Origin of the sequence: Streptomyces sp. NPDC052225, assembly GCF_040679615.1 — a bacterium.
Taxonomy (GTDB): Bacteria; Actinomycetota; Actinomycetes; order Streptomycetales; family Streptomycetaceae; genus Streptomyces.
In genome coordinates this window covers 13,322-27,468 of the sequence record NZ_JBFAVD010000016.1, presented here as the reverse complement: position 1 = coordinate 27,468, position 14,147 = coordinate 13,322, and the positions used below count along the sequence as shown (strand labels likewise).

Annotated in this window: 14 protein-coding genes; 10 read left to right on the top strand and 4 right to left on the bottom strand. The window is 71.3% G+C overall.

Features of this window, described 5'->3' with window-relative positions:
- Positions 1-852, top strand: a complete 852-nt coding sequence (locus tag AB0L37_RS22900) for a hypothetical protein (protein ID WP_365508369.1) — start codon at positions 1-3, stop codon at positions 850-852.
- A 90-nt stretch (positions 853-942) separates the two neighbouring features.
- Positions 943-1,557 (top strand): GNAT family protein, encoded by a 615-nt coding sequence (locus AB0L37_RS22895; RefSeq protein WP_365508367.1) that lies wholly within the window; start codon positions 943-945, stop codon positions 1,555-1,557.
- 13 nt (positions 1,558-1,570) lie between these two features.
- On the opposite strand, the gene AB0L37_RS22890 is transcribed toward AB0L37_RS22895, so the two are convergent.
- Complete coding sequence (locus tag AB0L37_RS22890) at positions 1,571-2,155, bottom strand: CGNR zinc finger domain-containing protein (protein WP_365508364.1); 585 nt, start codon at positions 2,153-2,155, stop codon at positions 1,571-1,573.
- Positions 2,156-2,257: 102 nt separating this feature from the next.
- On the opposite strand from AB0L37_RS22890, the gene AB0L37_RS22885 reads away from it, so the two are divergent.
- Positions 2,258-3,451 (top strand): epoxide hydrolase family protein, encoded by a 1,194-nt coding sequence (locus tag AB0L37_RS22885; protein WP_365508361.1) that lies wholly within the window; start codon positions 2,258-2,260, stop codon positions 3,449-3,451.
- A 75-nt stretch (positions 3,452-3,526) separates the two neighbouring features.
- On the top strand, positions 3,527-3,982 hold the full coding sequence (locus tag AB0L37_RS22880) for an OsmC family protein (RefSeq protein ID WP_365508358.1): 456 nt from the start codon (positions 3,527-3,529) through the stop codon (positions 3,980-3,982).
- Between the two features lie 50 nt (positions 3,983-4,032).
- Here AB0L37_RS22880 and AB0L37_RS22875 read toward each other — a convergent pair whose 3' ends face one another.
- On the bottom strand, positions 4,033-4,803 hold the full coding sequence (locus tag AB0L37_RS22875) for an SDR family oxidoreductase (protein WP_365508355.1): 771 nt from the start codon (positions 4,801-4,803) through the stop codon (positions 4,033-4,035).
- A 109-nt stretch (positions 4,804-4,912) separates the two neighbouring features.
- A complete protein-coding gene (locus tag AB0L37_RS22870; protein ID WP_365508352.1) occupies positions 4,913-5,206 on the bottom strand; it encodes a DUF1330 domain-containing protein in 294 nt (97 codons plus the stop codon).
- 124 nt (positions 5,207-5,330) lie between these two features.
- On the opposite strand from AB0L37_RS22870, the gene AB0L37_RS22865 reads away from it, so the two are divergent.
- From AB0L37_RS22865 to AB0L37_RS22840, 6 genes are all read left to right on the top strand, one after another.
- Complete coding sequence (locus tag AB0L37_RS22865; RefSeq protein ID WP_365508349.1) at positions 5,331-5,849, top strand: cupin domain-containing protein; 519 nt, start codon at positions 5,331-5,333, stop codon at positions 5,847-5,849.
- A gap of 230 nt (positions 5,850-6,079) precedes the next feature.
- Positions 6,080-7,897, top strand: a complete 1,818-nt coding sequence (locus AB0L37_RS22860; protein WP_365508346.1) for a serine/threonine-protein kinase — start codon at positions 6,080-6,082, stop codon at positions 7,895-7,897.
- Between the two features lie 84 nt (positions 7,898-7,981).
- A complete protein-coding gene (locus AB0L37_RS22855; RefSeq protein ID WP_365508343.1) occupies positions 7,982-8,905 on the top strand; it encodes an NADP-dependent oxidoreductase in 924 nt (307 codons plus the stop codon).
- Between the two features lie 78 nt (positions 8,906-8,983).
- Positions 8,984-9,160 (top strand): hypothetical protein, encoded by a 177-nt coding sequence (locus AB0L37_RS22850; protein ID WP_365508340.1) that lies wholly within the window; start codon positions 8,984-8,986, stop codon positions 9,158-9,160.
- Between the two features lie 256 nt (positions 9,161-9,416).
- A complete protein-coding gene (locus AB0L37_RS22845) occupies positions 9,417-9,917 on the top strand; it encodes a transglycosylase SLT domain-containing protein (RefSeq protein WP_365508337.1) in 501 nt (166 codons plus the stop codon).
- Between the two features lie 34 nt (positions 9,918-9,951).
- The gene (locus AB0L37_RS22840) at positions 9,952-11,019 is read left to right on the top strand and encodes an LCP family protein (RefSeq protein ID WP_365508334.1); all 1,068 of its coding nucleotides are present in this window, start codon (positions 9,952-9,954) and stop codon (positions 11,017-11,019) included.
- Between the two features lie 58 nt (positions 11,020-11,077).
- Here the strand turns inward: AB0L37_RS22840 and AB0L37_RS22835 are convergent, their stop codons facing one another.
- A complete protein-coding gene (locus tag AB0L37_RS22835) occupies positions 11,078-14,086 on the bottom strand; it encodes a family 16 glycoside hydrolase (protein WP_365508331.1) in 3,009 nt (1,002 codons plus the stop codon).
- Positions 14,087-14,147: the final 61 nt, after the last annotated feature.

Sequence of the window (14,147 nt, the reverse complement as noted above, 5' to 3'; positions counted from 1 at the left end):
ATGGAAGAGATCTGGCGCCGCCTCGAGACCTGTCATGCCACCGTGTACTTCGCCCCCGAAGCAGGACCCGGCTACGCCACCGAGGGCCTCAAGGGCTTCTGGATGGGCTACTTCGCCTCCCGCTCGGCCGCGCTCGGCGCCGTGCCCGCCGACGTGGTGACGGCCACGTTCTACAACTTCGCCCCCGCAAGGGTGGCCCGAGCGCTCCCCGACGCCTGGGCGTACTGCTCGCCCGAGGCCGCGCTCGCCGCCCGGCTCGACGTCGTGGACCGCTCGCTGCGGCGGATCCTCGGGGGCCTCGTCGCCGAGCCGTCCACGGCGGAGGCCGCCGCGCTGGCCCGCCGCGCGGTCGACGCCGCTCCCCGCGCGGGCCGCCCCCTCTTCGCCGCGCACGCCGCCGTGCCCGTACCCGACGAACCGCATCTGGCGCTGTGGTGGGCGGCGACCGCGCTGCGCGAATTCCGCGGCGACGGCCACATCGCCGCGCTGCTCGACGCCGGCCTGGACGGCTGCGAGGCCAATGTCGTCGCGGTGGCCCTCGGCGCGTCGCCGCAGGCGCAGCGCGACCACCGCGGCTGGACCCGGACGGAATGGGCGGCGGCCACGGACCGGCTCCGCGAGCGCGGGTGGCTCACGGCCGACGGAACTCTCACCGCCGAGGGACGCCGCCGACGCCGGGCGATCGAAGCGGCGACCGAACGGCTGGCCGCACCCGCCCTCGCCGCGCTCGGCCCGGCGGACACCGGCCGGCTCGACGCGTGCCTGCGCCCCCTCGTCCGACGGATCGTCGACGCCGACGCGATCCCGTTCCCGAACGCGATGGGACTCCCGCGGCCCGAACTCGACGGCTGAGCCGGACGCGACCCCTGACCCGTCCGCGCCGCTCACCCGCCCGGCAATAACGGCAGGCGCCGGCAGGGCAGTTGACCTAGGCTCCGCGGCATGAGCCCCGATGTTCCCGTCCTGTCCGGCGCCTCCGTCCGCCTGGAGCCGCTCACCCTGGACCACGCTCCTGAGCTGGCCCTGGCCGTGGAAGAGGACCGTTCCTCGTACGGGTTCACCATGGTGCCGCGCTGCGACGAGGTGAAGGACTACGTCCAGGCCCAGCTGTCCCGCAAGGGACTGATCCCGTTCGCGCAGATCCGGGTGGCCGACGGCAGGGCGGTCGGATGCACGGCCTTCTGGGACCTGCGGACCTGGCCGGGCCGTGACCGACTCCGCGCGGTCGAGGTCGGGTTCACCTGGCTCGGCGCATCGGCCCAGGGGACCACGATCAACGCCGAGGCCAAGCTGCTGCTGATGACGTACGCCTTCGAGGAGTGGGGCGTCCACCGCGTCGACCTCAAGACCGACGCCCGCAACCAGCGCTCCCGCGCCGCGATCGCGGCTCTCGGCGCCACCTTCGAGGGCGTCCTGCGCAACTGGTCCCTCTCCTGGGCGCCCGGCGAGGACGGACGGCTGCGGGACTCGGCCATGTTCTCGGTCACCGACGGCGAATGGGGCGACGTGAAGGCGGGTCTTGAGCGACGCATCGCGGCCCGCGCAGCGGCGAGTTGAGCCGGCCGTCGGTTCACGCGCCGGTGTGCTCCGGGCCGCGTACGGCAGCCTTTCCCGCAAGGAAGCGCGCCTTCTTCTGACGGTTCCCGCACGTGTTCATCTCGCACCACTTGCGCGTACGGCTCTGGCTGCTGTCGAAGAAGGCGGCCCGGCAGGTCGGTGACGCGCACAGGGCCAGCCGTCCGCTCCGTTCACCGGCGAGGATGGCGATCGCGTCGGCGGCGATGACGCTCAGCGCGTCCTCCACGCGGGAATCCGGGCCGAGCCGCCACTCCCGTTCGTTCCCGGCGGTCAGAAAGGCCGAGGCCCGGCCGTGCGTGCTGAAGTCGTTGATGACCCGCACGGCGGATGACGGAAGCACGTCCCCCACCGCGGCCGCGGTCAGCGCGGTGTGGATCGCTTCCCTGAGTTTCCTGGCGCGTTCGAGCTGCGCAGGGGTGCATGACGCCACGACGAGTCCGTACTCCGCCAGCCAGTCGACGAGCCGCTGCGGTACGGGAATGCGCTCGACGGCATCGCCGCGGCGCTCCGTCAGCGTCGCCGTGAAGCTGGTCGCCGGCACGGTGCCGAGACGGAATTCGGGAAAGCGATCGGGCATGGAACCACCTTAGCCGGTTGCGGACCGGCACCGAGGCTTGTTAGAACCGTCTTAGCCGGTTCGCGTTGATGTCCGGCCGGTGCCCGACGAGCAGGAGGCCCCATGCCCAGCGACGTGCAAGCGGTGCACGGAGTGCACGACGTGCAGGCGTTCGAAGCCCGCGCCACGGACGCCGACCTCGACGATCTGCGCGCACGACTGGCCGCGGCCCGGCTGCCGGAAGCGGAGACCGTCCGCCCCACGGCATCCGGCGCGCACCGATGGGACCAGGGCGTCCCCCTGGCGGACCTCGTCGACGTCGTGGACTACTGGCGTACCGCGTACGACTGGCGTGCGTTCGAGGCACGCCTCGACCGGATCGGGCAGTTCCGTACGACCGTCGACGGACTCGGTATCCACTTCCTGCACCGCCGCTCCCCGCGCGGAGACGCCACACCGCTGGTCATGACGCACGGCTGGCCGGGGAGCGTCGCGGAGTTCGTCGACGTCATCGACGAACTCGCGGATCCGCAGGACGCGGACGCTCCCGCCTTCCACGTCGTGGCCCCCTCGCTGCCGGGCTTCGGCCACAGCGACAAGCCGACCACTCCGGGCTGGGGCATCGAGAAGATCGCGGCCGCCTGGGTGGAACTCATGGGACGGCTCGGCTACGGCACCTTCCTGGCCCACGGCGGCGACTGGGGAGGCCCGATCACCACGGTCCTCGCCGGCCGCTTCCCGGAGCACGTCATCGGCCTGCACACCACGACCGCCCAGGCGCCGCCCGGCCTTTCGACGGACGGGCTGACGGCGGCCGAGCTCGCCTGGGTCGAGGAGACGCGGGACTTCTGGAACGGCCCTGCTGCGGCCTACGCGAAACAGCAGGCGACCCGGCCGCAGACCATCGGCTACGCGCTCGTCGACTCCCCGGTCGGGCTGCTCGCCTGGATCCTCGACAAGTTCGCCGCGTGGACCGACACCGAGGACAGCCCGTTCGAGACGATCTCCCTGGACCGTTTTCTCGACAACGTCACGCTGCACTGGCTGGCCAGGACCGGCGCGTCGTCGGCCCGCATCTACTACGAGAGCCACCTCGCCCTCGACCCCGACCTCCGGGGCGACGTCCCGGCGGCCGTCTCCGTCTATCCGTACGACATCGAGAAGTCCCCGAGGTCCTGGGCGCAGGCGCGCTACCGGCACATCGTCCGGTGGAGGGTGGCCGAGTCCGGTGGCCACTTCCCGTCGCTCGAGGTCCCCGAGTACTTCGTCGACGATCTACGGGACGGCCTCGCGGCGGTACTCGCCGCCCGGCGCTGAACCCGCCCGCCGCCGGGACGGGCCGGTGAAGTGGCCTGCCGTGGTTCGGTGATCCGCGACATTAGTCTCGGCGTCATGACCGACACCACGACTCCGAGCGCCTCGCTGCGCACCGTCACCGTCGAGCGGGCCGGAGCGGGCCGCTTCACCGCCACCAACGCCCGCGGCGGAACCGTCGACTTCGGCACCGGCGCGGACTCCGACTTCACCCCCGTGGAACTCCTCCTCGCCGCGATCGGCGGCTGCTCCGCCGCCGACGTGGAGGTCGCCACCACCCGCCACACGGACCCCACCACGTTCTCGATCACCGTCAACGGCAACAAGATCGAGGACGAGACCGGCAACCGTCTGACGGACCTGGAGGTCGTCTTCACGGTGGCCTTCCCCGAAGGACCGTCCGGGGACCGGGCCCGCGCGATCCTCCCGCGCGCCGTGAAGACCTCCCACGACCGGCTCTGCACGGTCAGCCGCACCGTCGAAGCGGGCACGCCCGTCCGCACGGTGGTGTCGGAGACGCCCGAGGGCGCCTGACGCGCTCGTACCGGACCAAGATCCACCGGGGTCCGGTGCCGAGTGACGCGTCAGACCGTGTACCCGCCGTCCACCGCCAGGTGCTGCCCGGTGATGAACCCGGCCCGGTCCGACGCGAGGAACGCGACCGCCTCCGCGATGTCCTGGGCGCCGCCGAACCGCCGCAGCGGAATGTTGCCGCGGGTCACCTGAAGGGCGTCGTCGTCGAGTTCGCCGTCCGCGATGAGGCGGGCGGCGATGCCGTCGGTGAGCATGCCGGGACCCACGCAGTTGAACCGCACCCCGTACCGGCCCTCCTCGGCCGCGAGGGCCCGTACCAGTGCTTCGACGGCGGCTTTCGGTGCCGATGAGAGGCCGTCGCGTACGGGGTAGCGGTGGGTGGCGGCCGTCGTCACGGCCACGACGCTTCCGCCGCTGTCGCGCAGCGCGCCGAGCGCCGGGTGCACCAGGTGGTAGAAGGCGAGCGCGTCGGAGTGGAGCTGGTCGCGCAGGCGGGACGGGGGGACGCGGCTGAGGTGCACCATCGGGACGTGCGGCCCGGCCGCGTACACGAGCGTGTGCAGTGCGCCGAACCGGTCGACCGCCGCGCGCACGGCGGCCTCGGCCCGCGTCTCGTCGGTGAGGTCGGCGCGTACGGAGTGCACGTCCGGGCCTTCCGCCACCAGCGCGTCCGCCGCGGTCGCGTTGGACCGGTACGTGAAGAGCACCCTGCTGCCGCGCCGGGCCAGCGTGCGCACCACTGCCGCCCCGATGCCGCCCGTTCCGCCCGCGACCAGTGCGACGCCCTTGCGCCCGGCGAAGTCCTCGTCCTGCTCGGCCATGCGCCGCCCTCCAACTCCCCGGCATGAGTACTCCGGTTATGTAGCCGTAATCGCCGGAGAGTTGAAGGCATCGGCGCGTTCGGGACGCCCTGCGACTGCGCGACGTCCGTCAGTCGAGGCCCTCGATGACGCGGAAGTCGCGCTCGACGGCGTCGGAAAGGACGTCAAGGGCCTTCTTGTACGCCGGGCTCTCGCGGGTCGCCACCGCCTGCTCGAAGGAGTCGAACTCGATCAGGATGGTGCGCTCGGCGATCCCGGCGTCGTAGGCGACGACCCGGCCGTCGCGGGCGAGCACCCGCCCGCCCCCGGCCTGGACGGCCTCACGGGCCAGCTTGTTGTAGGCGGCCAGCTTCTCGGGGTCGGAAATGGTGCGGTAGACACTGACCCAGTAGCCCTTGGCCATGGAACCCCCTGTGAACTGGCTGATGTGGGTGTGCTGTTGAGACAAGCGTACGGGTCAAGATTGTCTTCCCTGCCGCCGAGGAGAGGCAGGATGCGGTGAGACGACAAGACCGAAGGAGCGCAGCATGTCCTTTCTGGAGCCCCTCGACTACCCGGAGCCCCGCTACCACGGTGACCGCGGTGAGGTGAACGCCGTCTTCCGCCCCGCCGAGACCCCGCCCGACCTCTCCTCGCCCGGCGGGACGACCCACTACCTCGCCACCCATGAGTCGACCGGCGGCGAATTCGGCCTGTACAAGGTCGAGTTGGGCGCGAGGTCCCCCGGCGCGAAGACACACTTCCACCGGGCCATGTCGGAGTCCTTCTACGTCCTGTCCGGTGAACTCGAGCTCTTCGACGGACGCAAGTGGGTCACGGGCCGCGAGGGCGACTTCCTCTACGTGCCGGTCGGCGGCCTGCACGCGTTCAAGAACGCCACCGACGAGCCGCTCTCGATGCTGATGCTCTTCTCGCCCGGCGCACCGCGCGAGGAGTACTTCGAGCAGGTCGCGGAGGTGTCCCGGCGCGGAGGCGAGGAGCTGAAGAACTTCCGTGTCCGGCACGACAGTTACTTCGAGGAGGATCTCGACGCAGACGCCGGCTAGCGCGCGGGCCGCGGGGTCGCCCGCCTCACCGGAACCGTCGTGGAGTGCGACGTGCGGGTCCCGCCGCTCCTGCAGCTCGACCCGTTCGCGCACCCGGCGCGCCGGACTCGGCACGTTGTAGCGCGACTGTTGCGACCGTGCTCACAGAAGTGCCCCGCGGATTCGATATGTTTCCGGGGACTTCGGGGACCGGGCGACGGACGTTGCCCTTGAGCAGGGGACGATGCGACATGGTGACACCTTCGGCGGAGCTGTTTCAGCCGCTCGGGGCCGACGACCCGCCGGTGGTGGGCGGATACCGGCTGGCCGCCGTTCTGGGCACCGGTGGGATGGGCAAGGTGTACCTCTCGTACACGCCGGGCGGCAGGCCCATCGCGCTGAAGGTGATCCGGCCCGAGTTCAGCCAGGACCCGGAGTTCCGGCGCCGGTTCGAGCAGGAGGTCAGCTCCGCGCAGCGGGTGCAGGGGCTCTACACCGCGCCCGTCATCGACGGCGACACCAAGGGGCAGCAGCCCTGGCTGGCCACCGCGTACGTGCCCGGGCCCTCGCTGGCGCACGCCGTCGCCCAGCACGGCGCCCTGCCGCTGCGCAGCACGCTCCTGCTCACGGTCGGCGTCGCCGAGGCGCTGCACGTCATCCACGGTGCGGGCATCGTGCACCGTGACCTCAAGCCCGCCAACGTCCTGCTGGCCGCTGACGGGCCGCGGGTCATCGACTTCGGTATCGCCCGCGCGGCCGACGCGACCTCGCTGACCGGCACCGGCGTGTCCGTGGGCACGCCGCACTTCATGGCCCCGGAGCAGGCGGCGGCCGGCACGATCACCCCCGCCACCGACGTGTTCGCCCTGGGCCAGATCGCCGCCTTCGCCGCGATCGGCAAGCCGGCGTTCGGCGAGGGGTCCTCGCACGCGGTGCTGTACCGGATCGTGCACGAGGACCCGGACCTCAGCCAACTCCCGGACGAACTGCGGCCGTTGGTCACCCACTGCCTCAGCCGTGACCCCGCCGACCGGCCGAGCCTGACCGAGATCATCACGAAGTGCCACGAGCTGTCCCCGACCCCGCTGCGCCAGGGCGAGGACTGGCTGCCGCAGACCTTCGCCAGCTCCATCACCGAGCGACTGCGCCTGCCCGAGCCAGCCCCGACGCCGGCGCCCGCCGCTAGCGCGCCGACCCCGCCCGTCGGGGCAGCGCCCACCCCGCCCCCGCCGACCGCCGCGGCCACCCCCGCGCCCCCGCTCGGGGCGCCCCCGCACGTCCCGACCGCGTTCAGCCCGCACACGCCGCCGCCGTCCCCGTACGCGCACACGGCGCCCCACCCCTCCGTGCAGGCGCGGGCCCCGTACCCGACGCCCGCGCCCGCCCCCCAGTGGAACCGCGGCTACGCGCCCCCGCAGGGACCGGGCATGCACGGACCGAGGCCGTGGCCCACACCGCCCCCGCCGAAGAAGCGGACGGGACTGATCGTCGCCGGGGTCGTGGTGGGCGTCTTCGCCGCGCTGGCGATCATCGGTGCCCTGGTGCCGGACGAGGGGTCCGGGGACGGCCAGGCCGGATCCAGTAACTCCAGCAGCTCGGGCGGGAGTGCCAAGGGCGGCGGCAGCGGCAAACTGCCCGACCCCAAGCCGGCGACCTACAAGGGCATCGATCTCACCGAGGACTACTACCTCCAGCTCGCGGACAACCCGCCGAAGCCGATCGACGGCGGCGACACCGGGGCCATGTACATGCACGGTGACCTGTACTACTACTACTACGGCGGCGACAGCGCCGACGACCAGCAGATCGGCACCGACAACGGCAAACTGGTCCTCCTCAACAACGCGCAGCAGGGCTCCTTGAAGACCTGCCGCGCGGAGACCCGCTACACCGAGAAGATCGTCCTCGCCCAGCTGACGGCCGGTTCGGAGATCTGCGTCCGCAGCGACTCCGGGCACATCGCCGTCGTCACGTACCGCGGCAGGTCGGGAGTGAACGACCCGAGCAAGTACGTCACCCTCGACGTGACGGTCTGGCGCAACGCCGAGGAGCCGACGGACGGCGACTGACCGATCCGCGCTGGTGCGGACCCGTCGGCGACCGTAGATTCGAGGTACGGACCATCCCATTCCGTCGGAAAGCGACCTCGAACCATGAAGGCAATTGCGCTCGACCAGTACGGCTCCGCCGATGACCTGCGGCTTCTGGAACTGCCTGACCCGAAGGTCGCACCCGGAGAGGTCCTGATCCGGGTGAAGGCGGCGGGCGTCAACCCGGTGGACTGGAAGCTCGCGGCAGGCTACCTGGACCCGATCATGGAGGTCCGGTTCCCGCTGATCTCGGGCTGGGACGTCGCCGGTGTCGTGGAGAGCGTCGGCCTCGACGCCGGGGAGTTCGCGGTCGGGGACGAGGTCTTCGGCTACGTCCGCAAGGACTGGGCCCAGAACGGCTCGTACGCCGAACTGGTCTCCGCCCCGGTCCGCACGCTGGCCAGGAAGCCGCGGGCGTTCACCTGGGAGCAGGCCGCGGGGGCGCCGCTCGCGGGCCTCACCGCGTACCAGTGCGTCAAGCGGGTCGGCCTGGCCAAGGGGGAGACGGTGCTGATCCACGCCGCCGCCGGAGGGGTCGGCTCCCTGGGGGTGCAGATCGCCGCCGCGCTGGGCGCCCGGGTGATCGGCACGGCCAGCGAACGCAACCACGCCTTCCTCCGTGAGCTCGGCGCGGAGCCGGTCACCTATGGCGACGGTCTCGTGGACCGCGTACGGGAACTCGCGCCCGACGGCATCGACGCCGCGCTCGACTTCATCGGCGAGGGCGCCGTGGACATCTCGCAGCAGCTCCTCAAGAGCCGTGACCGGGTGGCGTCCGTCACCGACGGCGAGGCGGCCACCAAGGGCGGCCATTACGTGTGGGTCCGCCCGGACGCCGCCGACCTGACGGCCCTTGCCGGCCTGGCCGACTCGGGGGCGCTGACGGTGCACGTGGATCGCACGTTCCCGTTGGCCGAAACCGCCGCCGCGTGGCGCCTCAACCAGGAGGGCCGCACCCGCGGAAAGATCGTTCTGACCGTGCAGTGACAGACCGGACAGTGACAGACCGTGCATGGCGTGTAATGCTCTGGCTTCAGCTTCACTCCTGACGCTACGGTTCTTCATATGTCCGTCACATATTCGCTGGGCACCAGGCGATCCGCTGAGGAGCTCAACGCGCAGATCCGCCTGCTCATGCTCCGCTCCGGCGGCTGGCTCAACGACGACCAGCGCCGCGAGTACGAAGGGCTCGTCGCCGAGTGGGCCGTCGCGGTCCGCGCCGACGCGGACGTGGCGGGCTGACCGCGCCGCGGAGAACGCTCCCGTGGCGCCTTTCCTGTGACCTCTCCCATGTGGGCCACGCCACCTGCTAACCCCGGTCGTAGACGCCGCAGGCCCCTGCCCGCCCGCTGTGCGACGGGCGAACGGCCGGGACGAAAGTCCTTTCTGCGTACCCAGGTAGTACGTCACTTCTTTGCGCCGCGCTCCGGACGCGCCTAACCCTGGCTGACGTTCCGGGCAGTCCGGACGTACTGAACGCAGGGAGAGACACATCCGTATGCCCACGCTGACGCCCGCCGACCGCGCCACCACCCGCACCGCCCGGATCCGCAGGATCTCGATCGCCGGGATCGCCACCGCGGGTGCCGCGGCCGCCGCGCTCACGCTGGTCCCCTCGCCCGCCCAGGCCGCCGAACCGGCCGCGCCGAAGCAGGCCGCGACCGCGCAGAAGTCCTACCCGGACACCCTCGACGGCTGGATCCGCGAATCCCTCGACATCATGAAGGCGAAGGGCATCCCCGGTACGTACGAGGGGCTGCACCGCAACATCATGCGCGAGTCCTCCGGCAACCCGGAGGCCGTGAACGGCTGGGACGTCAACGCGCAGAACGGCACCCCGTCCAAGGGGCTGCTCCAGGTCATCCAGCCGACCTTCGACACCTACCACGTGGCGGGCACCGCGAACGACCTGACCGACCCGGTCGCCAACATCACCGCCGCCGCCAACTACGCCGCCGCCACGTACGGCTCGATCGACAACGTCGACTCCGCGTACTGACCGGACGGACAACGACGACGAGGAGGTGCGACGCATGGCGCGCAGGTCCCGCAAGGCACACAAGGCACGTAAGAAGGGGCTGCGCTACGTCGCATGGGGCGCCCTCGCCCTGGTCGTCGCCGGAGGCGGCGGGGTGGCGTACGCCTGGCAGCACCTCGACGGGAACATCCAGGGCACCGACATGAACGCCCTGCTCGGCCACGACCGGCCGACCGCCCGGCACGACGGGGCGATGAACATCCTGCTGCTCGGCTCCGACTCGCGCGCCGGAACGCACGGCGAGTACGGCAGCGGCGTCCTCGGCGCCCGCGCCGACACCGCGATGGTGCTGCACGTCGACAAGACCCACCGGAAGGCGTCTGTCGTCAGCATCCCGCGCGACACGATGGTCGAGCGGCCCACGTGCGCCAAGCCCGGCGGCGGCACCGTGGCCGGCGCCCAGCAGACCATGTTCAACTCCTCGTACGCCATGGGCGGCCCCGCCTGCACCGTGAAGACCGTGGAGAAGATGTCCGGCGTCCGCATGGACCACTACCTCGAAGTCGACTTCAAGGGCTTCCGGAAACTCATCGACCAGCTCGGCGGCGTCGACATCACCACCGAGCGGGCGATCCACGACTCCGGCAGCGGGCTGCGCCTGTCCGCCGGTGAGCACCGGCTGAAGGGCGAGGACGCCCTCGCGCTCGTCCGCACCCGGCACGGCGTCGGCGACGGCAGCGACCTCGGCCGCATCCAGCTCCAGCAGGCGTTCATGAAGGCCCTCATCCACCGGGCCGAGACCGTGGACCCGCTCGGCAGCCCCGCCACGTCCTACGCCCTCGCGGACACCGCCACCAAGAGCATCAGCGCGGACTCCGGCCTCGCCTCGGCGGGCAAACTCCTCGGTCTGGCCGAGGAGTTGAAGGGCATCAGCCCGGACCGTACCCACATGGTCACCCTGCCCGTCACCTACGACGCCAGGGACGCCGGACGCGTCCTGCCGATGGACAAGGCCGCGCACCGGGTGTGGTCCGCGCTGCGCGACGACCGGGCGGTGCCGAAGTCCGCGACCCAGGGGTCGGTCGGCGCCCGCACCGACTCGCCGGTGTCGGCCGGCTCCTGACGCGAGAAGGCCGCGCCCACGACAGCGTGGGCGCGGCCCGCACCTCACCGGAAGGTGCTCAACTCAGCGGCTCCACACGGATGTTGCGGAACCGGACCTTGTTCCCGTGGTCCTGGAGCCGGATCGCCCCGGCCGACGGGCCCTCCGGCGCGCCCGCGCCGGTCGGACCGTCGATCGCCACGTCGTCGTGGACCTTCGTGCCGTTCCACACGACCGTGACCCGCGCGTCGGCGGTCTTCTTGCCGCCGTCGTCGAAGCGTGCCGCGCGGAACGTGATGTCGTAGGTCTGCCAACTCTCCGGCGCCGTCGCCGCGTTGACGTCCGGCGCCTTCTTCAGATAGATCGCCCCGGCCTCGTTCGTGTCGAGGGTCGTGTCGCCGTACGAGTCGAGGATCTGCAATTCGTAGCGGTCCTGGAGGTAGATGCCGCTGTTGCCGCGGTTCTGCCCGGTCACGTCGTCGGGCAGCAGGGGCACCCGGAACTCCACGTGCAGTTTGAAGTCCCCGTACGCGTCCTTGGTGCGGATGTCCCCGCAGCACACCTCCATCGAGTCCTCGGCGGTGAGCGGCCACTCCAGGCGCCGCCCGTCGGTGTGCTGCCACTGGGCCTGCGAGGCGGCCGTCCCGTCGAAGAGGGCGACCGGGGCGCCGTGCGGGCGCACGGTGATCAGATCGAGGTTGACGTGCCCGGTGTCGCCGGCGTCGAAGCGGTAGGCGAGCGTGTTGCGGCCCGCCTTGAGCGTGACGCGCTCGGTCTGCGTCGACCACGCGTCCCAGGTGCCCGTCGACGCCAGCTTCGTCTGGCGCAGCTTGTCCCCATTGGCGTACAGGGAAAGGGACTTGGTGCCCTGGAACGGGTTGGGGCCGTTCGAGTAGCGCAGGTTCACGTCGTAGTCGCCGGCCTCGGGGACGGTGACGTCGAAGGTCGTCGCGGCCTTGCCCTCGGTGTTGTAGCGGTCGACGAAACCGCTGCCCGAGTAGCCGGGGTGGTCGGTGTTGATGCCGGCCGTGCCCGTCAGGCGTGCCTCCTCCGCCTCGTACAGGGTGGCGGGCGGCGGCTGCTCGCCCGGCAGCGCGTTGAGCGTGTACCAGGCCTCGGTGCTCCACAGCGTCTCGCCGGAGTCGGACGCGAAGGGGCGCGGGGAGCGCAGGTGCACGACGCGGTCGGGCTTGAGGCCGTCGAGCCGCAGCCGCACGGTGCGGCCGTCGTCGGCGAGCGTCGCCGAGCGCACCGCGAGCTTCTCCTCGCCGATCTTCGGGCCGCCGTAGTCGGACGTCGGCGTGTACCGCCACTGCTCGGCCGTGTACCGCTCGGCCAGCTTCTCGGCGGTGGCCTGCGACAGCGGCTGCGTGTACTCCAGGTCGAAGCCGCCGGGGACCGCGCGCATCTCCTTGACGTCGAAGGTGTTACCGCCGTTCGGCGTCAGCTTCTGGAGGCCGAACTTCAGCTTGCCTTCCTGGCCCCAGTTGCCGTCGGCGCCGAGCCCGCCCGCGTAGATCGCGCCGTCGGGCCCCATCGTGATCCGGTTGACCCCGGCCTCCAGGCCCTGCGTGTAGCGGAACACGGCGCCCTGGTACTGGCCCTTCACCTTCTCCAGGTAGGCGCGCTGCAACCCGCCGTAGGTGACGTCGCCGAAGAGCATCTGCCCGGCGAAGCGCCCCTGCTTCAGGTACAGCGGAGTACTGGGGGAGTTGGCGATCTCGTTCTGCGGCAGCCACAGCACGGGACGGGTGACGGGCTGGTCGTCGAACGGGCCCGACGGCTCCGTGTAGTGGTTGAAGAAGCGGTCCTGTCTGATCTGCACCAGCTTCGACGCGGGCAGCCAGCCGCCCTGGTTGTCGGTGGTGAAGATGTCCCCGTCGGGGCCCCAGCCGATCCCGTTCGGCGTGCGCAGACCGCCCGCGACCGCGTGGATCTTCCCGGTCTTCCTGCTGACCTTGTACGTGGTGCCGCGACCGGGCGCGGGCTGCGGGGTGGTGGTCGCGCCGCCGTAGTTGATGGCGACGGACAGGTTCACGTAGAAGTAGCCGTCCTTGTAGAGGAGGCCGAACGCGAACTCGTGGAAGTTCCCGCCGTACGGCCAGGTGGCGACCGTGCGGTACGCGTCGGTCACCAAGTCCTTGTCGGTGTCGACGAGTTGGGTCAGCTCGTGCTTCTGCGAGACGTACAGCGAGCCGTCGACGTACTTGATGCCCATCGGTTCGCGCAGCCCGCTCGCGACCTTCTTCACGGTCACCTTGTCGCGGCTGGTGTCCCCGGTGACGTGGTCGAGGACGTACACCTCGCCGTCCTTGTTCTGCGACCCGCCCCACGTGCTGAGCGCGAGGCGTCCGTCCGGCAGCCAGTCCATGCCGGTGACCTGCGGCTCGAAGCCGTCGGGGCGCAGATCGGTGAGGTCGAGGTCGGGGCGCACGCCGGCCAGCGGCAGGCCGTCGCCGGGGCTGTCCGCGCCCGACTCGCACTCCTTGCGGCCCGGCGCGGTCACCCGGACCACGCCCGCGTCGGTGCTCAGCGCCTCGCGCGGTACGACGGTGAAGTCGCCCGCGCCCGGCGGCTTCCACGCCAGCGTGAGCTGCTGGCCGCCGGTCCGCTCGAAGTAGTCGACGCGGAACGGGTGGGAACCGGCGGCGAGTTGGACGGATCCGTCCTTGGGCTCGGCGCCGTGCAGTCCGTCGTGGTCGATGACCTCGCGGTCGTCGATCGTCAGGCGCGAGCCGTCGTCACTGGTGAGCCGGAACGTGTACGTGCCGTCGCTCGGGATCACCAGATAGCCGGACGCCTCGGCCGAGAAGTTGTCGGCGAACCCGCCGAAGTCGTCGGTCGTGGACCAGTCCACGGTCGGCATGAGCTTGTCGTGGTTGGGGGTCTGCCGGGGCTTCAGCGCGCAGAGCTTGCTGAGCGGGACCTGGGTGTCGAAGACGCGCAGGGTGACGCCCGGCTCCTGCGGCGGGATGTCGTCGGGCGCGGCGGCGGACGGGGGAGCGGTCCAGATCCCTCCGGCCAGGAAGCCTCCGACGAGCAGGGTGGTGAGCCGTCTTCGGGCGCGCGGGAACAGCCGTGGATGCATCGGTCCTCCAGGACGGGACCGGAGGCCGCCGGATTGCACCCCGGTCGAGCTATTACGCCTA